Origin of the sequence: Chryseobacterium sp. D764, assembly GCF_019317325.1 — a bacterium.
In the GTDB taxonomy this organism is placed as follows: domain Bacteria; phylum Bacteroidota; class Bacteroidia; order Flavobacteriales; family Weeksellaceae; genus Chryseobacterium.
Map to the genome: position 1 here is coordinate 999,551 of NZ_CP079219.1, position 23,916 is coordinate 1,023,466.

Annotated in this window: 20 protein-coding genes; 7 read left to right on the forward strand and 13 right to left on the reverse strand. The window is 33.5% G+C overall.

The window, feature by feature from the left end:
- Positions 1-282: 282 nt before the first annotated feature.
- The 5 genes from KYG33_RS04430 to KYG33_RS04450 all read right to left on the reverse strand — a co-directional run bounded on the left by KYG33_RS04430 (position 283) and on the right by KYG33_RS04450 (position 6,800).
- Positions 283-990: a hypothetical protein gene (locus KYG33_RS04430; RefSeq protein ID WP_077417117.1), complete on the reverse strand. Its 708-nt coding sequence runs from the start codon at positions 988-990 to the stop codon at positions 283-285.
- Between the two features lie 217 nt (positions 991-1,207).
- Positions 1,208-1,741, reverse strand: a complete 534-nt coding sequence (locus tag KYG33_RS04435) for a hypothetical protein (protein WP_077417115.1) — start codon at positions 1,739-1,741, stop codon at positions 1,208-1,210.
- Between the two features lie 208 nt (positions 1,742-1,949).
- Positions 1,950-2,468 (reverse strand): DUF2911 domain-containing protein, encoded by a 519-nt coding sequence (locus tag KYG33_RS04440; RefSeq protein ID WP_077417113.1) that lies wholly within the window; start codon positions 2,466-2,468, stop codon positions 1,950-1,952.
- Positions 2,469-2,503: 35 nt separating this feature from the next.
- The gene (locus tag KYG33_RS04445) at positions 2,504-4,195 is read right to left on the reverse strand and encodes a sodium:solute symporter (protein ID WP_077417111.1); all 1,692 of its coding nucleotides are present in this window, start codon (positions 4,193-4,195) and stop codon (positions 2,504-2,506) included.
- Positions 4,196-4,295: 100 nt separating this feature from the next.
- Positions 4,296-6,800, reverse strand: a complete 2,505-nt coding sequence (locus KYG33_RS04450; protein ID WP_077417109.1) for a PIG-L family deacetylase — start codon at positions 6,798-6,800, stop codon at positions 4,296-4,298.
- A 520-nt stretch (positions 6,801-7,320) separates the two neighbouring features.
- Here KYG33_RS04450 and KYG33_RS04455 point away from each other — a divergent pair.
- Positions 7,321-8,538, forward strand: coding sequence for a hypothetical protein (locus tag KYG33_RS04455; protein ID WP_077417107.1), 1,218 nt, complete (start codon positions 7,321-7,323; stop codon positions 8,536-8,538).
- Positions 8,539-8,865: 327 nt separating this feature from the next.
- On the opposite strand, the gene KYG33_RS04460 is transcribed toward KYG33_RS04455, so the two are convergent.
- From KYG33_RS04460 to KYG33_RS04470, 3 genes are all read right to left on the reverse strand, one after another.
- The gene (locus tag KYG33_RS04460) at positions 8,866-9,564 is read right to left on the reverse strand and encodes a hypothetical protein (protein WP_077417105.1); all 699 of its coding nucleotides are present in this window, start codon (positions 9,562-9,564) and stop codon (positions 8,866-8,868) included.
- 43 nt (positions 9,565-9,607) lie between these two features.
- Positions 9,608-11,068 carry a serine hydrolase domain-containing protein gene (locus tag KYG33_RS04465; protein ID WP_077417103.1) on the reverse strand — a complete coding sequence of 487 codons (1,461 nt, stop codon included), beginning with the start codon at positions 11,066-11,068 and terminating at the stop codon, positions 9,608-9,610.
- 138 nt (positions 11,069-11,206) lie between these two features.
- A complete protein-coding gene (locus KYG33_RS04470) occupies positions 11,207-11,962 on the reverse strand; it encodes a helix-turn-helix domain-containing protein (protein WP_228408817.1) in 756 nt (251 codons plus the stop codon).
- A 768-nt stretch (positions 11,963-12,730) separates the two neighbouring features.
- Here KYG33_RS04470 and KYG33_RS04475 point away from each other — a divergent pair.
- The 4 genes from KYG33_RS04475 to KYG33_RS04490 all read left to right on the forward strand — a co-directional run bounded on the left by KYG33_RS04475 (position 12,731) and on the right by KYG33_RS04490 (position 17,383).
- On the forward strand, positions 12,731-13,867 hold the full coding sequence (locus KYG33_RS04475) for a helix-turn-helix domain-containing protein (protein WP_219072753.1): 1,137 nt from the start codon (positions 12,731-12,733) through the stop codon (positions 13,865-13,867).
- A gap of 88 nt (positions 13,868-13,955) precedes the next feature.
- A complete protein-coding gene (locus tag KYG33_RS04480) occupies positions 13,956-14,495 on the forward strand; it encodes a DUF3575 domain-containing protein (RefSeq protein ID WP_077417097.1) in 540 nt (179 codons plus the stop codon).
- A gap of 260 nt (positions 14,496-14,755) precedes the next feature.
- Positions 14,756-15,820 (forward strand): helix-turn-helix domain-containing protein, encoded by a 1,065-nt coding sequence (locus KYG33_RS04485; RefSeq protein WP_257468920.1) that lies wholly within the window; start codon positions 14,756-14,758, stop codon positions 15,818-15,820.
- Between the two features lie 270 nt (positions 15,821-16,090).
- The gene (locus tag KYG33_RS04490; RefSeq protein ID WP_257468921.1) at positions 16,091-17,383 is read left to right on the forward strand and encodes a serine hydrolase; all 1,293 of its coding nucleotides are present in this window, start codon (positions 16,091-16,093) and stop codon (positions 17,381-17,383) included.
- A gap of 179 nt (positions 17,384-17,562) precedes the next feature.
- Here the strand turns inward: KYG33_RS04490 and KYG33_RS04495 are convergent, their stop codons facing one another.
- On the reverse strand, positions 17,563-18,108 hold the full coding sequence (locus tag KYG33_RS04495; RefSeq protein ID WP_219072756.1) for a hypothetical protein: 546 nt from the start codon (positions 18,106-18,108) through the stop codon (positions 17,563-17,565).
- A gap of 90 nt (positions 18,109-18,198) precedes the next feature.
- Here KYG33_RS04495 and KYG33_RS04500 point away from each other — a divergent pair, with 90 nt between their 5' ends.
- Positions 18,199-18,432: a helix-turn-helix domain-containing protein gene (locus KYG33_RS04500; RefSeq protein ID WP_047486272.1), complete on the forward strand. Its 234-nt coding sequence runs from the start codon at positions 18,199-18,201 to the stop codon at positions 18,430-18,432.
- Positions 18,433-18,548: 116 nt separating this feature from the next.
- Complete coding sequence (locus KYG33_RS04505) at positions 18,549-20,300, forward strand: hypothetical protein (protein ID WP_219072757.1); 1,752 nt, start codon at positions 18,549-18,551, stop codon at positions 20,298-20,300.
- Positions 20,301-20,348: 48 nt separating this feature from the next.
- Here the strand turns inward: KYG33_RS04505 and KYG33_RS04510 are convergent, their stop codons facing one another.
- The 4 genes from KYG33_RS04510 to KYG33_RS04525 are packed head-to-tail and all read right to left on the reverse strand — an operon-like array spanning position 20,349 to position 23,909.
- Positions 20,349-21,428, reverse strand: a complete 1,080-nt coding sequence (locus tag KYG33_RS04510; RefSeq protein WP_219072758.1) for a hypothetical protein — start codon at positions 21,426-21,428, stop codon at positions 20,349-20,351.
- The gene (locus tag KYG33_RS04515; protein ID WP_219072759.1) at positions 21,406-22,590 is read right to left on the reverse strand and encodes a DNA cytosine methyltransferase; all 1,185 of its coding nucleotides are present in this window, start codon (positions 22,588-22,590) and stop codon (positions 21,406-21,408) included. Before KYG33_RS04515 ends, KYG33_RS04510 begins: the two co-directional genes overlap by 23 nt.
- A 15-nt stretch (positions 22,591-22,605) precedes the next feature.
- On the reverse strand, positions 22,606-23,028 hold the full coding sequence (locus KYG33_RS04520; RefSeq protein WP_219072760.1) for a hypothetical protein: 423 nt from the start codon (positions 23,026-23,028) through the stop codon (positions 22,606-22,608).
- Positions 22,992-23,909: a hypothetical protein gene (locus KYG33_RS04525; protein ID WP_219072761.1), complete on the reverse strand. Its 918-nt coding sequence runs from the start codon at positions 23,907-23,909 to the stop codon at positions 22,992-22,994. The genes KYG33_RS04520 and KYG33_RS04525 overlap by 37 nt, the downstream gene beginning before the upstream one ends.
- Between the last annotated feature and the right edge of the window lie 7 nt (positions 23,910-23,916).

Genomic DNA, 23,916 nt, shown 5'->3' on the forward strand with positions numbered 1-23,916 from the left:
AATTATTTATCTAGATCAAAATTAGGAGGAAAGTCATTCAAAAAAGGGCAAACTAGTTTAAGAAATAATCTTGATAAATGGTAAGGCGAAACATTAAACTAGTTTCATATAAACATCATTCTTGAGATTGAAACGTAATAAAATAAACGTTTTGGGCATGTGATGGTAGGCAAAACGAATACGAAACTTTCAACTATATCACAAAATTGTAACAACACACAATCGTGGATTGAAAAATTTCAGCCCCGCTGTTGCTAATCCTTATCAGCACAAGTATTATTCTTAGTTATTATTGTTAATAATTGGAGCGAGTTCTTTTTTTAATTCTTCAAACTGTTCTTTGCTCATCATCTCAATTTCCACTAGTTCTTTCGCTTCTTTTAATTTTGCAATCGCTTCATCTCTGGTCATTTTTTTATTTTTTAAAAGAATTTCACCAGACTCAATCCCTAATTCGGTATCCATTACACTTAAATATTTATTTATTCCAAAAGCTCTGCCATTTATTTCTCCCAGAACCATAACTACATACAGAGGTTTATTTTTACTGCCTCTATGATATGTTTTTATTTCATTGACAATAACTCTAGTATTTTTTAAACTGTTATCTGCCATATTCTGTGCATCACCACCCATAGCAGACATAATACTTCCAAATCCAGCTGGTCTTCCCATTTGTATAAATTCATACGTTTTTTTTGAAGTACTTCTTGATTGTGAAATACCCCCTCTTGCCTTATTTCCATAACTCCCTGAATAAGTTCTTGTATTCAGTTCTTCAGAGGTAGGAGATCCTAATATTAAAGTGTCCCCCACCTTCACACTATTTTTACTCGTTGTTATATATTCCTTAACCTGAGTGCCACTTTTAATAGTGTTAAAAAATTTAATATCCTGAGTGTTTTCGTATGTCAATAAATCAATATTTTCCTGAGCTTGAATATTAATTACTGATAAAAGAATAGTAAAAAAAGCAATTGTTTTTTTCATAATTGTTATTTAATATAGTTGTTTTACTTAATATTTCTACTAACCTGTAAATTTATGTATTACAGAATCAAAAGTCCCATCATCAGTCATCGATCTATTAATTCCAAGGGTTCTTACCTTTCACTTCTTTTTGATATTTAGAAAATATGATGAGATTCTTTAATTAAAATCATCAGTAATAATTAAAGAATAATTTCAGTAAATATCCTTCAAAAAACTATGAAATTGAAGTCCTATTAATTAGTAAATCAACTATGCTGTCGGCTATTTGCTCAAGTTGTCGTTGTATCAATTCTTCATTATCAGAATAAGGATTTGTTATTAAAAATCTTTCATTCCAGTCAAGCAAAGAGATTTGAGAGTTTGCAGTTCTATTGCTATCTATAGAATTTGTCCAAAAAAGCCCATTCACGTTATAAAACATATTTCTGCCATTTGTTATCATTTGTTGAATATCTGAAAGAACTAAATGCGAAGAAATAAAAGCAATATCTGCTGGATGAAAATGATTTTGAAAATAATTATCAACCGTTTCATAGTCGCCAATTTTTTCTTGATAACTTCTATTACCAAAAGAAATACTTTGATACTTTCTTTTTATTTCGGGATGGTTAATATCAAACAGTTTGTTTACTGGTAAACGTTCATAGCCTAAACCACAAAGTCGATCAATTAAAAGTTTCTGAAGTGTTGTCTTACCTGTTCTGTCATCTCCGATGATAATGAAAAGTTGTTTAGATTTTATGGTCATTATATTTAATTTTGTTAATTAATAGCTAAAAAAATAATGTTTTATTCCTAAATATCGGGTTCACCTATTTAATCGGACAATATTAATTATTTGTTTTAGACATTAATTATGGAAAACCGTAAATAATTCAAATCAATCCCTCTCATTAAGAGTTTGACCTCAACAAAAAATCCCGGATTAACGGGATTTTAATTTCTTATATTTAAATTTATTTTACCTCTACAGGAACTGAGATTTTATCCCAATCCATTGTGAATCCATTATTGTTTATTTTATAAACTAAAGTTTCCTGTGTTGCCGGTAAAGCCTTTGTTTTTACATCAACACGCAAAGCATCTTTTGCTTCTTCGTATTTATAAGCACCCCATTGTTTTGGCTCTTTGTTGAAAATGGCAGTCCAGGTTCCGGATGCCTTAGGAATTAAGAAAAAGCTGTATTTACCTGCAGGCAGTTTTTTACCCTGAACGGTAATATCTTTATCCGTTTCGAAAGTAGTTGCTTCATTGGCACCTGCACGCCAAACTTTATCATAAGCTTCTAAACCGCCCCAGATTGTACGTCCTTTAACAGAAGGACTGCTATAGGCAATGGTAATGGTTGCATCTTTAATTTTCCCTGTAGCAGTAGCCGGAGGGCTGGCAGGTTTTTTAGTTTCCTGTGCAAAGGCATTCACTGAAATCGTCATTGCAGCAAAAATCATGGTAGCAGACTTAATCATTGTATTCATAATATTTTGTTATTTGGTTATTTTCATTTATCCGTTTACGAATTTACTGCTTTTGGCTTATAAAACAATAACCCAATTGTCGAAAATATAATTACCGCAGCAGCCCCAATTACATTAAGCCAAAGGAAAGAAACGATATCAAACTGATAAACGGCAATGACGGCAATTTCTGATAAAATGGCAGCAATAAATACATTCGCACCATTGATTTTTTTATAGTAAAATGCGACAAGAAAAATCCCTAATATCGGGCCATAGAAAAGAGAGCCTAATACATTCACCGCTTCAATAAGGGAACCCATCTGCGTGGCAAACATGGCTACACCAATTGAGAAAATACCCCAGGCTAAAGTGTGCAGCCGGCTATACTTCAATTCGGTTTCCTGATCAGGAAGTTCTTTGCTAAATATCAAATGAACATCTTTTAATGAGCAGGCGGCAAGAGAATTCAGCGCTGCAGAAATTGAACCCCAGCTGGCCAGAAAAATGACGGCAAACAGTAAGCCGATCATCCCTACAGGCAAGGTATTTTTTACGAAATACAGGAAAATATAATTGGTATCCGTTTTCTCCGCATTATAGTTTGAATTATTGATCGCTTCCTCTACCCTGCCGTGAAGCGCTTTTACCTGGGTTTGTGTGTTTTTAAAATCCTGAATTGTCTTTTTAAGTTGGGGAGAATGAGTTTCTTTCAACTTTAGAATTTCTTTAGATTCTGCATTAAATTTTATTTGTAAATCCTGATGCTCTTTTTCAAAAATCGCAGCCTGTTCAGGTTGTGATTCCTTTAAATATTGATAAGATCTTTCATTAAAATAAATCGGAGCCGGTTTCAGAGAAAAGAAAGCGAAAAGCAAAGCACCGATCAGGAGAATAGCAAACTGCATCGGAATTTTAACCAATCCGTTCAACAGCAAGCCCATTTTTGCATTGGTATTGTCTTTCGCGGTAATATATCTCCCAACCTGACTCTGGTCCGTACCGAAGTAAGAAAGTGCCAGAAAAAAACCGCCAATAATCCCGCTCCAAATATTGTACTTATCTTTCCAATCGAATTCTGTGGTGATTACATTGAGCTTTCCGGATTTCCCCGCCAGATAAAGCGCATCTTTAAAACCAACTCCATCCGGCATATTTTGAACAAGCAGAAAACCAGCAAAAGCCATGGTTCCCAGAATAATGAGAAACTGTAATTTTTGGGTGTGAGCAATCGCTTTTGCTCCGCCAATATAAGTGTAAATCAACAGAATACCGCCTGTTAAAACATTGGTTAAATATATATTCCAGTTTAAAACGCTTGATAAGATGATACTCGGAGCATAAATGCTGATTCCTGTTGATAAGCCTCTGGAAAAAAGAAATAGCAGTGAAGTAAGTACCCTTGTTTTTTTATCAAAACGGTTTTCTAAATATTCATAGGCCGTATAAACATTTAAGCGCTGAAAAATCGGGATGAAAGTGATACAGATAACAATCATCGCCAAAGGCAGGCCAAAGTAATACTGAACGAAACGCATCCCGTCTGTATAAGCCTGGCCCGGTGCTGAAAGAAATGTAATGGCACTTGCCTGCGTAGCCATAATACCGATAAGCACAATGTACCAGGGCATTTTATTATCTGCTTTCAGGTAGGATTCGTTGCTTTTTTGGCCACGACCGATAAATACGCCGTAAACAACCACTACAACAAGTGTAAAAATGAGAACTGTCCAATCTATATTGCTCATGCCCAGAATTTAGTAAACAAATAGTAAAATGCGATCTGGAATACTAATGCAGCTGCTAATAGTATGTACCAGGTATTCCAATTTTTAAGTTTCTTGTTCATCAGTTTTTCTGTGCAGATAAAAAGTTTAAAAATAAACGTGCCGCCCCAACATTTCCCGCAGGAAGCTGTCTGAAAAATGCCAACGGTGTATAAATAAAATTACCCTTTCCATATTTGGCATATAAAGTTGATCCCTGCAGAGGTTCCTCATCTGTATCGTGCATTTCAAAAAGCGGTTCATACGCTGCATCCCATTGAGCAGGGAAATAGGCACCACGCTCCTGTACCCAGCCTTTAAAATCATCCGCAGTAATTTTATTCGGAAAGTTCAGTACTTTATGATTGGGATTTAAAAACGTAACTGCAGCATTTTCTTCGGTAACCCGCTTATTGGCAATACTGAAATTGTAAATCCCCAATTTGTCAACAGTGGTATCCTGATTGGTGTTGTACTGCATCACCAGATTACCGCCAGCTTTTGCATAAGACCATAAAAAAGGCATCCAGCGACCCAGCTTTTTCTCTGTGTTATTGGCACGAACACCCATTACGATGGCATCATATTGTGACAGCTTGTTTTGACTGCCGCTTCCGCCGGATTCATTTACGCTGCCATAAAAATCTTCGTCCTTCAGGACATCTACCTGAATACCTGCTATACGCAGAAAATCAGGAATGAAATCACCAGCACCTTCTATATAACCCACTTTTTTAACCGCTGCCTGAATATCACCTTTCATTACGGTTACCGTTGCAGGCGCAAAATATTGCAAGGTGGGTAAATGCGGGTACTGAATTAATACTTGTTTTTTATTATAAGTTACTCCGTCTGCCACAAAATTTGCATCCAGTTGCAAACGATCCGAATGTATGGAGGCAAGCTTATTTTTAGGAATAATATATTCGATGGTAGTGTCCTTCCCTTTGAGCGAATTTACATCAGCACTTCCTAATCTCTCTCCGTTATACATCAGGTTGAGAATACAGTTGCTGTACTGTTTGTTAGAATTAACCTTAACATTTAAACTCAAATGTAAATCTTCATTTTCTTTGACTAAATAAACCGGTTGTGTAAATTTCAGTTCCAGTGCAGGAACAATGCGCAAAGCTTCGACAACATCACCACGCACCGGATCTAATTTCTTGAAAGATAAAGGAAGCTTAACCTGAAGCTTTTCCGAACCGATTTTTAAATCGAGCAAAACATTAAGTGGTGATTCTGCCTCAGGCAAACCAACTAAAGTATCATTGGGAACAGAGAAAATTGCCGGGTTCACAGCTGGTTTTGCCAGCCAGTAAGGCTCAGTGAGTGCTGCATCAGCAGGAATCTGAATGTCATGCTGAATGGTAATTAAAGAATCTTTTGATAGTTTTTTGTTGATGCTCTCTGACTGACCTAGCCATTTTACATTTTCTAAAACAACAGGATTTACAGTTCTTGAAATCAGATTGAGCCTGAAATTGTAATGATCTCCGGCAACAGCTTCAGCCTGACTGGTAACCACCTCGCCCATAAAACCGGCGCAGCTTAGAATGATATTATCAAGTGCCGTAATCTTATCCTTTTTTAGGTCTGCATCAGGCAGCGCCAGAATCTTTTTTCGCAATGCAAGCAATGCAGGCAGGCTATGTTCCGGATTATTGAAATTAAAAGCAGAAATAATTTCATCTAACGAATGGTCAATATCAGCATTTCCTTTTGAAGTCCAGGTTTTAACAACTTCGTCAAAAAGTGTTTCTTTTGCAGGCTCGCCGGTAACATGGGCAAAATATTCAGTTCTGATGCCAGCTACAGACTGTGTTCCCGCACCCTGGCTTTTATGTAAACTTCTGCTTAATCCTGCAAGCTCACCGTAGCCCATTCCCAGTTGCGCATCATATTGCCCAACGGTAACTTTCAGTTGATTTTCAGCAGTCGTATTGACTCCGCCAAATCGGAAAGTATTCCACAATACACGTTTTGGCTGCCATATAGTAACATATTTTAATTGATCCGGGAAAGCCGTTTTATCACCTGCCAGCTTAAAAGCTTTTTCCGCTACCACAGCCGAAGCCGCATGTTGTCCGTGGCCTGCCGCAGCAGTAGGAGGAAAACGACAAATGATAACATCTGGACGGAATTTACGGATGACCCAAACTGCATCAGCGATAATGCTGTTTTCGTCCCATTGTTTAAAGGTATCGGTTGTATTTTTAGAGAACCCGAAATCAATCGCCCGGGTAAAAAACTGTTGGGCGCCGTCTAACTTTCTTGCTTCTAAAAGCTCATGTGTTCTGATTAAACCCAATGCAGCACCTTGCTCTGTACCTAATAAATTCTGACCACCATCACCTCTGGTTAAAGATAAATAACCCGTTTCTACATTTTGGTCGTTGATTAACCAGGAAAGTAATCCTGTATTTTCATCATCGGGATGAGCGGCAAGGTATAAAACTTTAGGTAGATGTTTAAGTGTTTTGAGTTCGCGGTAAATTTCAGATGATTTTGAGGGCCGAACCTGTTGGGCCGAACAAAAAACCGTATTAAATCCAAGGGTAGATACAATGATTACTTTTTTGAACATTTGAATTTGCTTTGCGAGGCAAATATAAGTAAATCCTCTTTCTTTCAACCGTAAAAGAATCAGACTCTGAATTTCACAAAATTAAATAAGCATTGTTGTTCATTCCTATAAAGCTGTTTAATTTTTTTATTAAACCACAAAAGAGACACAAAAGCTTTTTAAACACTTAAGTTATTTACTTTTTTGTATAAGAAGTACACTAAAGTTGCTGAAAATCAAAGTTTTTCATCTTATGTGAACTTAATTGTAAGGTATTTTCTAAAGTTTTCTAAAGTATTAAAAGAATGAAAAATTTTCATCAAAGAACTTATAATCAATGAATTGTATTTTTAATCAAAGAACAATTAAAGAATTTGATTGAGAGAAAAATAGAATTTGATATAAATAATTTTACCACAGATAAAATATTAAAATCAAATAGAATATTACTAATTAGTTAATTCTTCTCAATTATAAAGGTGTTTTTTTATTTTCCATAAAAAAAAAGTTATATTTGACTTACCCAAAATAACACCTTAATATGAAAACAAAATTTACACAAATCAGTGCTATTCTTATTTCAGGATTCTCATTTGCCCAAGTAGGGTTCAATACAGCATCACCAAAAACAACGGTGGATGTATCTGCTAAAAGAGATATTTCAGGAGTGATTACAGATAACGCACAAACATTCGGATTACAGGCTCCGAGACTTACAAGAGCTGAACTTACTGTAAATACGGCTACCTATGGCAGCGATCAGAGAGGAGCATTAATCTATATTACGGATGTTACCGGTGGAGATGCCACAGGACAACGTATCAATGTTACTGCTATGGGCTATTACTATTTTGATGGATCAGTATGGCAAAGATTGACACAGGCAACAAATACCCTCTCTCCTTCTATTTCCGCATTACAATGTACTACAGCTTACTTAAATCCTTCTACTTATACTCCCGGTACTCCTTTCAACGGAAACCTGAGAGTTATCTATAGCCAGGGAAACGGAGGTTCGTATAATTCAGGAGCTCCTTTTACAGTAAATGGATTAACCTTCCAACTAAGACCTGGAACGCTAGAGTTTGGTGATGGCGAATTGGTATTCTCAGTGAGTGGAACTCCTACCACTGGTAATGATATGACTCTTCCTATGACCAGCGCTGCAGTTCCTTTCTTAACGGCCGGACAAAACTGTACCGCTACAGTGGGAAATACCAGTCGTGCAGACATTTCATCTGTCGCTGTGATGGGATATCCCACCCTAACAACCGATCCCAATGGGAAACAAGCCTATACTTTTCCTCTTGCTACCCCGGATGGTAAATATTCAATCAGGGTAATATTTGATACCACAAGTGGTACAACCGCTGCAGTTCCTAATGTACAATTATATAATAATACAGGTTCTACCGTTAATCTGTATTGGAATTATAATACCGAATATGGTGGTTATATTGGTTCAGCGGTAACAACAAACAATATTACTTCAGGAGTATGGGGCGGTATGGCAGATTCATCAGCTACCTGGTTTCCTCAAGGTACAGGGGCAGTGGGTAATGCTTACTGGGGGAACGTAGGGATTATAGATGGAGCCGGTGGCGGACCTGAACATAGAAGATATACCTGGATAGACAGTAATTCTTCTTCAAAAACCGCTTATACCGCAACCATTATGGCAGGAGCCCCCACTTCAGGCAGTGCCCAACCCAACCTCTCTAAAATATTCATAAAACTAGAGCAAGTAAAAGCACAATAATATAATGAGGCTGTCTCAAAAAGTCATATAATTGAGTTTTTGTCTTGGCTATGTTGAATCTTCGATTTCTGACGAAGGAAGAATCTTATTAGGAATCAATTATTTGAGATTCTTCATTGCATTTCATTCAGAATGTCATTTTTGAGACAGCCTCATTTTTTATTTATCTACGAAGTAAGATAGATATAATTAAATATGCAAAATATTGCTGCCACCCCGAAAGTATACCATAAAAAATGTGTTCCGAAACTCAACCATTCCTTTCTTATCATTTAATCGTATGCTTTTAAATGAGTTTAAAAATTTTGATACAATTCCCATACTATATTAAGACATTTTGAGGTTAGGGAATCTATCCTGAGAAATTTTTACAAATTTTTCACCAACTACCTGATATTTTGTTCTTGTTTCCAATTGCTTTTTTAGATGGAGCATATCTTCCGGATCAACTCCGTAATTAAGTCTATCATGAATTGCAAGAGATAATGAACTTCCGTCAATATCAAAGGTGATAATATATGTTTTTGGTAAATATTCTTCTGATGATTTTGAATAAACACCCAGTTGTGATTTCAAGAGACCTCCATATTGAAGGCTTGCTTTTTCAACTCTAAAATTATCAAATACAATGTGTTCATTTAGTTCTCCAACAGTATCGGTACTGAAAAAATGCAGATCATTTCCACTTAACACCCAGAAACAATCTGTTTCAATTCGTGTAAGCTTTACCCCAATCGTGGATAATGCTACATTTTTTATCCCGTCGGTTACGAGGTCCTGCACTTTATTGGCTGTTGACTGGGGAACAGAGGCCGAAGTAAAAGCATCAATGGACTTACCTTCCATCCACTGTTTCAATTTTGAAAAATCCTGAGCCAGAAGCTCTTGTTTGTACCGGTCATATTTAGTTCTTTCAGAATCTAAATCAATTTCTGATTTTGCAGCTTTGTGCTTATTATTCATGATAATCATGAAAGCTACACCTGCAATTATTACTACTATTGGAATTAAAAATAATAGGTTCATACTTTTGGGGGTTAAGTTTTTGTTTTTTAAATATTTATTGGATCTATTTTTTAATAATCTTGACTTCTGTTTTCAGCGAATCTCTTGTTAAGATGACAGAGTTTACCTTTCCATTGCTAAAATCAAATTTTAACAGGTTCGGATAATCTACAATTCTGAAGGTTCCATTTTTCAGATAGAGTAATTCATACTCATTTTTCCCTTTAAAATGTTCTAAAATTGGAGACTCTACATACAGACGGTTATTCTTTTCAAGAATTTTCGTTTCCATTCCCTGTCCATACAGAAAATCATCATAGGTTCCGATGAGTTGTTTTTTAAGATTTAATGGGAGTTCCTGAATATCTTCATGAATTGTTTTATTCCAATCCATCAATGTGAGAACCTTTGTTCTGGTATAATTCATTACAGGAAAACGATTCGGTTTCTCACCATTGGCAAGATATACCATCCCATTACCATCTGTCATAGAAGCCAAAATATTGCCACCAACTCCAGTATTGGAACCATTACACGAGAACCAATCATAATTACTATATCCAAAAGATTTTTGCCAGCCATAGCTCCATCCTCCAACTGCATTTTTCAAAGCAGTCACTTTTGTTACTTCTTTTGCTACCTGATGAGAAATCACCTTATTGTTTTTATTGCGTAGCGCATTTTGGATCTCAATGGAAAGCTTAGCTAAATCTGTAGGAGTAGACCATAACCCTGATGGTGCAACCTGAGGCGTGATGGGTAGACCTGTTTTTATCACTTTTCCTTCTTTATCATGTACAAAAGCCACATTCTTTAGAAATCCTTTTTCATTAGGCTGAATCATTGTGGTATTTTTCATTCCAAGAGGAGAAAAGATATATTCTTGTGCCAATTCTGCAATAGATTTATTCAAAGTATCTTCTAATGCCATTTGGATGATTACATAGCCACCACCGCTATATTCAAAGCTGGTTCCCGGTGTGAACAAAAATTCAATTTCCTTATCATATCTGGGAATCTGCCCTAAAAGGCTTTGTGTTATCGTTGGAATTTTTTCTCCTTCATAATGATCTTCAAATCCCCCCTGACTTGTACCGGCTGTATGATTTAAAAACTGTTTCCAGGTTGGGCTATTATTTTCAGTAAACTTACTTTTTGGCAAATGCCATCGCTTTAAGTATTTATCTATTGGATCATTCAGGTTGATTAAGCCTTTTTCTTCAAGAATATGGCAAAGAAGTGCGGTGATTGGTTTTGTAATAGATGCTGTAGAAAAAGCAGTGTTTTCATCTAACTTTTCTTTAGAATTCATTGATTTTACTCCCACCTGGCTTGAGTATACAATCTTATAATTTTCAAAAACAACAAGGCTGAATCCAGGAAGTTTGTACTTTTCTAATTGGGGTTCAATATTTAAACTATCAGTAAGAAAGCTGTAATCTCTTTTTTCCGAAAAAACTTTTTTACTTGTTTGGCAGCTTGAAAGAAACGCTATAAGAATTAGTAAATAAAAGGAGCTTTTCATGGTATCGTTTTTTTATGTTAAAAATTATTTCGATACAAAGATGTGGAAGACATTAAAGCTATGCGACCGAGTACATGTAATCGGTCAGATTTATCTAAAAAAATGAGTACGAATCTTTATAAAAAAGAGTACGAATAATTACAAAACACTGTCTTGTAGATTTTTGCGGTAGGAAGTCGGCGTATTACCAGTGTGCTTTTTAAAAGCGGTATTAAAGGAAGATTTTGAATTAAAACCAACTTCGTATAGAATTTCTAAAATCGTTACCTTACTTTTTGAAGTATCTTTTAAAATATCCTTAGCACTTTCTATCCGATAAGCATTTACGAAATCATAAAAATGCTGCCCTAATTGATGATTGATTAAAAGAGATAAATCCCGGACAGGAATTTCAATATCATTGGAAACATCCTGAATGGTTAGTGAGGAGTTCAGAAAAGGTCTTTTCTCAACCATATATTTTTTCAATTTCAAAAGTTCTTCATTATATTCTTTTTCATCTCCCATTGATTGATTACTGCTTTTTTCTTCGGAAACAATCTCAGAAACAAGTTTTAGTTTTGAATCAATGTTTCTAAAAAGATCAGGGTTATTTAACGCTTTGAACAGATACCAACAAAAAATAAAAAGAGATGATACGAAAAGTCCGATCTTGATCCATTCCGAAACATTTTGATAATCAGAGAATTTCAAAATATTTTTTAAAAGAGCTACCGCATATAAAATGCTCAGTACAACGGTAAACTGGAATAACCAGTTATAGGAACTGATGTTTTTTCCTGCATAGTTTTCAAGATATAGTTTCTTCGATTTTCTTAGTACTCTAAAAACAGCAATGATATATAGAACCATCTGCAGATGTATTAAAATATGAATGAACTGAAACTCTATCATATTTTGACGATTCTGAATAAAACTCATTTTTGATGCCGCGTCCACAGTATAAAAACGAGGCAGTAAAACAAGATTAACAATCAAAAACGGAAGCAGATGCAGCAGATATTTTGGCTTTAGCTTAAAATCAGAGTAACAGACTGATATGATATAAAGATAAAAAACAGGAATCTGCAGAAAAGCAAAGGTGGTCCTAAACATTCCCAGGTTGGACGGACCATCAGTTACCATGCTAAACAAAGGCTCACTAATATCTATTGCATTTAATATTAGAAAAAAAGCAAATAAAGAATTACTTATTTTGTACTTTGTTTTAAGGGTAATCAGGAAAAATGCCAGAAACAACGAGATGAATAAAGAGATTATATTTACAATAATTAATAAACTAATATTATCCATTCTTTATTCTTATTTGTTTATTACTATTTTATTTTTAAATTTTTATTGGAATTCCGAAAGTCTATCAAGGTTAAAAATCCAACAGGTGCAAATATAAAAATTAGATTAACTTTTGTTTGAATTTTTTTCATCAAAAGTATATTAAATAGCTATCCAGCAGACGAGCAAATTACAAATTGATGATTTTCAACAATATAAATGCAAAATATTTCCAAGATTAAGATTATCCATTTCATACTTTATATTTAAAATGATCTCACTCATCCGGCCTTCCCCACTGAAGTAAAAAAAATATGATAACTATTACTGATTAGTTGTATCAGTTTATATGAAAGAACTATATTTAAAAACATCTTTTATATTCAAAAATTGATTTATACAACACTTTTAAATATTGCGATTTTCCAGGGAATAATCTTAGGCTTTATTATTTTAAAGTCTTCCCTATTCAATAGCAATTCAAATAAATATTTGGCATACTTGCTATTTGCACTTTCCATTGTCTTACTAAATTATGTTTTTGAAATTGAGGGAGCTTTCATATCCTATCCTTTATTGCGTTTTATAGACAATATCGACTGGGTATTTTTGTTACCCGTTTTTACATTTTTGTTTATTATAAATCGTATTGATAATGCAGTTAAAAACAGGCAAAAAACGTATTTGTATTACATTCCATTTGTCTATAATAGTATTCTTAATACTGCCATCTGTCTTGATACTGTAGCAGGAATTTATAAAATCCCTGAATCTTACATGTATCTAGTCAATATACTTCAAATGATTCAGCTTTTATTGGCGGTAATTATTATCTTGTTTCTTCCTTTCTATTCTTATTTTATGATAAGGCATTTAAAAGACTCACAAGAGAAAAAATGGGTCATTACCTTATTAACCATTATCTATCTGGTGTTACTTGTCTGGCTTACGACCTATATGACTGGTTTGTTTTTTGGATTAGATATTTCCTCTACCATGAGCGTCCTTGCTTTATGTGCAACATTCATCATGCATTGGACAGCTTATATAGGTATTTACAAATATAAACTGGCCAAAAACAAAGATGCTATCTATAATTTACTAAATAATAGTTCTGTTATTTCATATCCCGATTTGCAAATTGTACAAAATAGTACACCGCAAGAATATAAGGAATCTATCACCGCTGATAATCTTTATTTTCAAAAACTGGAACTTCTTTGCAAAGATCAGCACATTTATACTGACAGTACATTAAACAGAGAAAAAGTGGCTGAAAAACTAGGCATAAGCGCGGGATATCTTTCACAAATTGTAAACACAATAACAGGAGATAATTTTGCCCATTATATCAATCAATATCGAGTGAAAGCCGTCAAGGAAATGATATCAGATCCTGAATTTGAAAACTATACTTTGCTGACGATGGGATTAGAATCCGGGTTTACTTCAAAAACAACTTTTTATAATTCCTTTAAAAAAGTGACTGGTCAGACGCAAAATGAATATAAAAACACCCTCAAATAAGTACCATTTTCTCCATTTTTAAGCTTTTGAAACCCGTTCTAATTTGAATTATTTGAGTTTTGCATTCAAATAATTCAAATTAATTTTTATGAAAAAACCCTTTTTACTAGCCATCATTTTGTTTGCTTTTAATTCTGTCAATGCTCAAAATGGACCTGATGCAAATCCTTATCAGAAAAACAATGAAATTAAACTGAATCTAATTTCGCCATTATCCGGTGCTGTAGAAGCAGGTTTTGAGCGGTACCTCAGCAAAAATTCGTCACTGGGAATTTCTGTATTTAAGGTTTATGATAATACAAGAGAAAAAGATATGAATTACTACATCTCTCCCAATTACAGATATTATTTGGGGAAAAAATATGCTTCCGGTTTTTTTGTCGAAGGATTTGGAATGTTCACTTCCATTGATGGAAAAAAAATATATGCCGCAGACAATCTGACATTCACTGAAGGTAAAGATGTATATGATCTTGCACTGGGTGCAGGTTTGGGATGGAAACTGGTTACAAAGAAAGGATTGGTTTTTGAAGCCAACACTGCCTACGGAAGACTAGTCTTCAATGCAGATAAAACAGATCACAATCAGGTTCTAAAGCTAGGCTTAAGTATTGGTTATCGATTTTAAAATCAACTCTATCTAAAAGAATAAATTAAAGTATTTTGATGATGTCCTTGTTTTGGTCACTGAAGGAGACAATTATTTCATAGTTGTCTCTTTTTTCACAGGTATAAAAAACTGTTGAACAAAAATTACAGTAAAACATCAAATATTTTAATTTGGGAAGAATTAAATTTGTATTTCTATTAGAAACAATGGACAAATACAACTTTTTAGAACTCGTTTCCTCTATTGGGATTTTCATGGTACTTTTGCTTGCCTTGTTTTTGATTACCGTAAAAGCCAAGCACAGACTTTCAAATTGGCTTTTTGCTTTTTTTGTTTTTACCAATGCCGTAGATGCATTAAAATTTTTACAGCGAGAATTTCCTGTTAATTATATCAACCTGGAGGCGTTTCGTTGGAGTATTGTTTATTTGGTCCCGGCATCGTTTTATCTCTATGTATTGTCTGTTTGTTACTCCAATTTTCGCTTAAAACCGAAATATTTACTGCATGCAATTCCCTTTGTTGCTTACAATTTGTATTTAATGTGGGGAATCTATTTTGTAGACAGAGCCTCGAAAATAGATTTTATAAATGGCATGAATGATATGCCTTTAATGCAATTTTTTCAATTTCTTTTTGAATTTTTGTTTCAAGTGTATTTTATTGCTTCATTTCTAGTTATTAGAAAATCCAGAACGGTCTATCTCGAGAATTATACGAATCCGAATATTTCCGTACTTAACGCGCTATACAAAATAACAATTTTATATTATTTCATACATTTTTTAGTACTTCTAAGATGGCTGGTTACTTTTACATTTGGTTTAGGAGAGGTCAGACAATGGATTGTAATCCTTGATGGGTGTGCGTTTTTATTTTGTACCTGCTGGTATCTATTTACTGCATTAAACAATCCGGAATTTTTTCGAGGAGTAGATTCTGAGCTGAAACCTATCACAGAAGTTGTTCCAAAACAAAAAACCAGCCTTCTCCCAGTTGAAGAAAAAAATAAGGAAATTAAATTTTTAAAAGATTTTATGGTTGAAAAAGAGCCTTATCTGGATTCCTCATTAACCATTCAGGATTTAGCAGAGCAAGTAGAAATGCCTGTTAAAGATTTATCTACTTTGATTAATTTGTATATGGATAAACACTTTTTTGATTTCGTGAATGAATACAGAATTGAAAAAGCAATGCAAATCCTAAAAGATCCTTCTCAAAAAGAACTGACTGTTTTGGAAATTTTGTATCAGGTTGGTTTTAATTCCAAATCTTCCTTTAATACCTCTTTCAAAAAATATACAGGAAAAACACCAACAGATTACAGAAAACAAACTTTGTAAAATCAAATTATTTTCAAAAAATGAGTTCGATTTTTTTTAATCGGTCGCGTCCTGAGACTTTCTGAAGCATATTTGCATCAAAAAAACAAATTCAAAAAAACAAATTCAAAAAAACTCATGAAAAATATAATTGTACCCTTTCTTTTTCTATTTTCAATACCTGTATTTTCTCAAAAAAGTGAGAAAAATATTCAATTCGTTACGCAACAAAAAAAAGATATCACATTTGATAAAACGAAAAATAGACACGTTAATCAAATTGATTCCTTAATGGCAAAATCCTATGAAAGAGGTTTATTCAATGGAAATGTCCTGATCGCTAAAAATAATAAAATCATCTATCAGAAATCATTTGGTTTTACAGATGAAACGCATACAACTTATTTAAATGATAAGTCGATATTTAATATTGGCTCCATTGCAAAGGAATTCAATGCTGTTGCCATCATGATTTTAGTGGAACGTGGTCTTCTTAGTCTTGATGACAAGGTATCCAAATTTAATTTGGGCCTGCCGAAATGGTCTGAAAAAGTGACCATAAGACATCTTATTAATTATGCCAGTGGTATTCCTCCCATCGAACAATTAAAACCCGAAAATGATGCGGAGGCGTGGAATATTTTGAGAAGTAATGACAGCCTGCTCTTTGAACCGGGAACCAGTTACAGGTATGATAATGGAAATGTATTTCTACAAAGAAGAATAATTGAAAAGGTAACCGGAATATCATTTGAGGAATTTGTCATTAAAAATATAGTTAAGCCATTGAAAATGACCAATTCGGTATTTGAGCCCAAATTGGGTTATAAAAACCGAACATCGTGTTATGATATGGACAATGCCCGATGCCCGGAATTGAAATTTATCAGCGGATGGCTCTGGGTAGATAGTAATGATCTCTATAAATGGATTGAAGCACTGAATTCTAATCGATTAATATCCAAAGAATCTCTTCAGACTTTGCTGAATAACCCATACGCAAAAGATGAAGGCGGGTCACTTGGCAGATACTTTGAAAATGACGAATTGCAAAGACATAATGGCGTTTCTTATAAATTTGAATCTATCTATTTAAACGATTTTAAAAATAATATTACCATAATTCTGGTGTCTAATAATCTAAATAGAGTGTGGGACCTGGGGCATATTATTCACAACCTAATGTTGGGAAAAGAGTACGAAATTCCTAAAAAATCTATTTATCAACAGATCAGAAAAGAATCTCTGGGTGACGTAAATAAGGCTATAGAAACCTATCATGTACTCAAAGAAAAATCTAAAAATGAATATAGCTTTGAGAACCCAGGCGAGCTTAATAAACTAGGATATGAACTATTAAGGGGTGGAAATGTAGATTCAGCCCTTAAAATTTTCAGCCTTAATGTTTCTGAATTTCCCGGATCAGCCAACGTTTATGACAGTCGCGGTGAAGCCTATTTCAATAAAAAAGAATATCAATTATCAAAAGACGATTATCAGAAATCATTAGAGCTGGACCCCACCAATCAAAATGCGAAGGAAATGATTTTGAAAATTAACCCACTTTTGTCTTCTAAAAAATAACAATTAAAAAGCACTACTTTAAAAAGTGGTGCTTTTTTCATTCCAGATCGATTTGTCTGTATTGGACTTATTGAAATTTATAAAATCATTTTTTCTATTCAGATGAATTAAAACTTTTATTTCTTCCCAAGTTTTGAGACTGATCTACAACTCCTACTTTTTGTTTGCGCACAACCTTCTTATCCTGAAATGGTTTCAGCCATTTTCTTTTCTCTCCTTCTTTGAAGAATAAGGTGGGCAGCATCCAGCATTTTAACCGTATGGATGTAGGGCATCACGATATTCCTTTCCGGTAGATTTTCATAGACACCCATTGAGAAATAGACGATTCCGGACATAAAATAATCATATTCTTTGAGGGTGTATTCCCTGAATGCTTTTTTGAAAACCAGCAGAGGATTCCGGTATTCCTTCTCTGAAAGCAGGCCAAGAACCCACGGGGAAATCTTTTCCGGCCGGGTGTCAACAGCCCATTTCTTTTCCTTCAGCATGATGAGATAGCCTGCCCGGATTAACGACCTCATCGAATGGTAAAACTCAAAGATCACCGCCGGATCTTCATTGATCCAGCTATTCCTCTTTACCGCATAATTCATAATGTTACTGAGAATTTCTTTGGAAACATCCAGCTCATTGAACTGAAAGAACGTTTCCATCAGCTGCAACCCGGAGCACTTCTTATCTGCCCAAAACCGGGCATCGAAATCTGTTTTTATCTTTTTCATTGTTTGTATTTTTTTATAAATGTAAGAAAAGAAATCTAATTACGGTCGATCGACCGTAATTTTTTATTATTTAATTATTTCATTTGCTCCATGACAGATATAAACGAAAAAATTTGTTTATACATTACAAAAAAATGGTTGATACCTTGGCTTCAAGAAGGCAAGTCACAAAATTCTTTTGCCAAAAATCATGGTGTAGAAGAAAGTACCATTAGAAAAATTAAAAGTGAAGAGACCTACAGAATACCAGTTGAAACACTTTTTAAAATATGTGAAGCAAGAAAAATTAGTCTATCTGATTTCTTTAAACTTATAAATGAATAATCCTGACGAGAGTTGGGATTTTGTTCTTTATGGTAAACCACAATAAAGTATAAAAGGTGTTTTGTATATTTGGAAATTCAGTGATAGTATATCACATTTTCTAAAATAACATAACCATGAAAATAAAATCAATAGAAATTAATAATGTTAAAGGAATATCTTTACTAAAAAGAGATTTTGAGCTAATTCCTAATAAAGTAAATATATTTGTTGCTCCTAATGGTTTTGGAAAAACGTCTCTAGGAATCGCATTTTCTTATCTCTCAGATCCTAAAATTGAATTATCAGAAACCGATAGACATAATAAGAATGAGACGCTAATTCCTAGTATTAAAATTAGATATGAAGATACAAGTGGTATTCATGACCTAGAAGCTAACCACCAAATAAATAACATAAGAGATGAGTTTGATATTTTTGTTATAAATAGCCAGCTTAAAGCTTCTGGTACAGTTCAAAGATATATGGGTAGAAGTATTTCCAAGTTTTCTATTAATATTGAGCCGACTATCCTTATCAATAAGATTCCTGAAAAGAAAACATATAATTATAAAATTTCTGATTTGAAAAAAAATTTTGGAGCAAACTCCAAAATTCTAAGTGATATACCAAGATATATTCATAAACCTTCTTTATTAAAAAAAATTATTGATGAGATTAATATACATGAATTAACCTTAGTAAGAGCTAAAAGCCCTATTAATGAATTTATTGAAAAAATTAATACAATAAATGGTAAAACTGAAGCCATTTTAACCTGGGTAGACAGAAATATTGATAATTTCCTAAATAGTAATAATGAAATAAAAAAATTAACATTAATCATACATAATTATCAATTTCCTACCCTAGAAACATTAAGCAAATCTTTTCTTTGTGCATGGCAATTTTATCAGCTATTTAATAGTCATACAAAGTTTCAAATTGAGAAAATATATAGTTATGCTGAATATGTAAAGTATGTTAATTATGTAACAAGATTTATATCTGATTTCAATACAACCAGATTTGAAATTAAACCAAAAATTGATGGCAAAAGACTGGTTATTAATTGGCCTAAAGCACATGAAATTTCTAATGGACAGAGAGATATTCTAAATTTTGTAGCTTTATTATTGAAAGCTCGAATTAATTTCCAAAAACAAAACCAAATCTTATTAATTGATGAAATTTTCGATTATTTAGATGATGCAAATCTTATTTCGTTCCAATACTTTTTAACTGATTTTATTGAATTTGCCAACAATAATGGCATCAATATATTTCCAATATTATTAACTCATTTAGATCCAAACTTTTTCAATCATTTCTGTTTTAGTGATGGAAAATTGAAAGTGTTTTATTTAAAAGATTTTAGAATAAATAATACTGAACATTTACATAGATTAATCTATACTAGAGAAAATCCTTTAATTAAGGATAATGTTGATACTTATTTCTTTCATTTTCATCCAGATGAAATAGACATTCAAAATGACTTTCAAACCTTAGGTCTTGTAAAAGAATGGGGAGATATAAAAAAATTTCACCGTAAAATTTACAGGGAAGTCAATAATTATTTATCAGAACAAGAGTATGATCCATTAGCAATTTGTTTTGCATTAAGAAAAATTGTTGAAAAAAAAGCATACGATTTAATTGCTAGTGAACAGAATAAACAAATTTTTTTGGGAGTACATGGTACAAAAAACAAATTGTTGTATGCAAACTCTGTTGGAGTAGAACTACCTGAAAGTTACTTTCTTTTAGGTATCATTTATAATACATCGCTGCATTTATTCAATGGACAAAATATCACAAATTCATTAGCATCAAAATTAGAAAATATGACAATAAAAAATATGATAAAAGAAGTCTGTTTAAAATAGTTCTAAATTATTCTCTAAAGTCAGTAGACTTTGGAGAATATAATATTATTAACTAACTAAAACAGGCTCCATAAAACAATCTAAAAACTCTTCAGTTACACCCTTAAGTTTCCTTTTCTGACACAATGCATAAAGTTCTTCCACAGCTGAATAAGTAAAATATCTCGTATCAAGATCATGGAATTGAGGTTTGTTTGCTTCTTTTATAACCTTATCTCTATCCTCATCAGGAGCAACAATAACATATCTTGTTGGAAAAGGTGGAAATTTATCTTTAAAATTTTTCATTCTTGTTAGACCACTTGTTACACCTGTTGAATGTTCAACCTCCATTACAGCTGGCATAAGTCTCCCGTTTTTAAACCAAATACAATCAATAAGTAGAGCTGCTTGAATAGCATCATCATAAGCCGTCATTAATTTCTCATCTTTAAGCGATGCAATCACTCCTTCATATTCCCCGATTCTCTTATTTTGGTATAAAATTCCTTTATCATTTTGAGCGATCCATGTTCTGAAATCCAACTGTTTACCTATAAAGTAAAGTGCAATCTGTATTTGTGCATGTCTTCTTTTTACATCAATATCCATTTCTTGCTGCTCAAAATTGTCGGGCAGAACTAAAGAGTCATAAAATACATCAAGTGTTGGAACTTCTGAAATTACTATATCAGTTTCAATCTTACTTAAAACACCGCTTTTATGAGGAGCATCTGGTCTCCATACTAAATGTTTATGTCCATGTTTGATTGAAGAAATTCCTCCCTTATTTTCAACACGTCCTGGATAACAAAAATAGAATTCTGGTGTATGTGCGAGCAATGCTTCAAATACACTTCTAGTATTATAGCTTGCACCTAAAACTCTATCAAAATTAATTGGTTGGTTTGGATTGAAAGCATTAGCTACTCTCCAAATCATCTCACTAGAAATACTTTCAATTTTCTGGTCTACTTCAGTTTCTCCTGAAGAAGGATTCCATCTTTTAATTCTAATTGGCCCCTCAGGCATATCAACACCTTCTATTTTAATAACACCTTTTGTCTTAGGGTTAATATAGTTATATGTGAGCCTTTTATCCAATTGGTTGATAAATGCAACAATATTACTGGCTGATAATTTCTGCATGCTTTAACTCTTTATTTTTTATTTTTTCAATAAAAATACTTATTGTTTCTGCCAATCCTTTAGCTGCAAGATACGGCACACCATTTCCTATGGTTTTAAACATATTGGACAAAGAAATATGTTCAGGAATAACAAAGTTTATTGGTAAAGATTGAATTGCCAACGCCTCTGCAGCTGAAAGCCTCCTTGGTTTATAAGGATGAAGATGAACCTCATTATTTCCATACGCCGCTGTTGGTGAATAACGCCAACGATGAAGTCTTTTATACGACTTTTTAAGGTCATCTCCTTCCTGAATTGACTGAAATTTGATTAAACCAGCTCTGGGCTGAAAATAGTGTTTTGAATTAGGATGATTCATTACATCATTTTTATCAAACCAATATTGAACTGTTAGTTTTTTTTCAATTCCTTTAGGCAATGTTTTCAAACCGTCTTCAACATATGTTTCTTGTGTAGGCCACTCTTTAGACAGAACATCTTTAGAATTATATATTGTTTTAACATTCCAATCAAATGATTTTAAAAATGGTGAACCATTCAATTCCATTCCCATTTCTAATAAGACATTCCTTTTAAAACCTAACAAAATAATTCTTTCTCTATCTTGAGGTGCACCAAAATCAAGAGCATTAATAAGCTTTTCTGTTAAATAATAACCATTTGAAATCAATTTAAGCTTCATTTCATCAAAAAAAGCCTTATGTTTTTTTGTTCTATACAATCCCTTAACATTTTCAAAAAGAAAGAAATCGGGATTATTTCTGACAATTAACTCAATATATGTTCCAGACAGCTTTCCATTTTCTCCTTCTATTCCCTTATTTTTTCCTCCCACTGAAAAGTCAGGACAAGGTGGTCCTCCAATAAATCCAATTAAATCAAATTTATTTCTTGCAATATTTATATTTTCCTGTAATTCATTAGTCTTCTCTTCACTAAGAAAATTACAAATATCATCAGTATTATGCCCAAAAATTGGTTCTTTAATCTTCAATCCTTTTCTAGAAGATTTATAAATCTCCATGAATGGTTTATGATATTCATTAACAAAAAGAGTTTCATAACCTTTAGTTGTTTCAAAGCCTAAATCAAGAAAACCAGCCCCTGCAAAAAAGGAAAAAATCCCTATCTTAGTATTCATTTTTTTATTTTCTGACATAGCGCAAATTTACAATTAAATAATTCTCCGAAGAGCTTTTTCCATATTATTTACAACTGTATAAATTTGGCCTGATATCTCACCCCATTTTTGGGAGTTCCTAACTTTAAATAACATATTCCCTACTCTCCTAAGTCTCCCAACTTCGAAGCAAGTTTTAAAGAAAATAATCTTATTTACTAGCTCAAAATCGGGAGAATTTGCACAGCAGAAATCAAAACAAAAAAATCCCAGTGTTCGTTGGGATTTTTTAAGCAAAAGAATATCTAATCCTGTATTCTTGTAGGGTTTACATTTTTTTACCAGCTCTACTCTACGGTTTTGCGCCTTCCCTTCTTCAGAACTATTATCTGTATATCCGTTAGTAAAACCTGTAAAACATACAATCAGCTGTGGCAACTTTATGCCCTCATATGTTTTAATATCCAGTTTAAACATTCTTTAGAATCCATGATACTCCAGGAATGAGGATGTCTTGTACCGTCCGGACGAATTCCACGATCGTTGGTGATGACAAGATCAGCGTTTTTGTGGCCTTTTAGTCGTAATAGATTAATCATAGCTGTAATATCTGCCACATTAAGATCGTAAATATCCCTTCCTCTGTTTTCCATCTGCCATATAATCCCGGGTTCTGTATAAATCAGAATAGGGATATTCAGAAGATATTTCGCATTGCCGCCATCTTTTTCACGATAAGAAAACATGGATTCTCTTACATAATTGGCTCTGTTTTTATCCGGTGTACCCATAGCATCAACCATTTCAGCAGTTAAATATTTAGCTTCATTAGTGCCAATATCAGAATAGTTTCTTTCCATCTCTCTCTGCAATCTGTAATACATATTCTCGTAATCTAACGGTGCATCAAGAGCGAATACAGAATTGGGTATAAAATAGGTGTTTTTGTCCCTGATTGCCCTTTCAGCATAGGTAAAAGCCAGCATTCCTCCGCCGGAAAGTCCTCCCATTGATATTTTATCTTTGGAAATTTTATGCTTTTCCACTGTATCTTTTACCATTCTGTCTAAAAACTTCTGCTCTATATGAAATCCAAAATCCCCGTCTTCCCAGGTTGGGAGTAATACGATAAGATTCTTCTCCAATGCCAGATCATCCAGCTTAATCTGATTCATTACTTTTTCGCCATTTTCACCTCCACCCGGTAAAATAACAAGTATTCCTTCAGGTTTATCCTTCGGAAGTAATTTCAAATAATGGTTCTGAGTATCTTTAAAAGTGATTTTTTCAGGAGTCTGTCCAAAAAGGTTAGTGCAAAATAGGCCCAGGAGAAGGGTAAAGTATCTGATGTTCATCATTCAATAG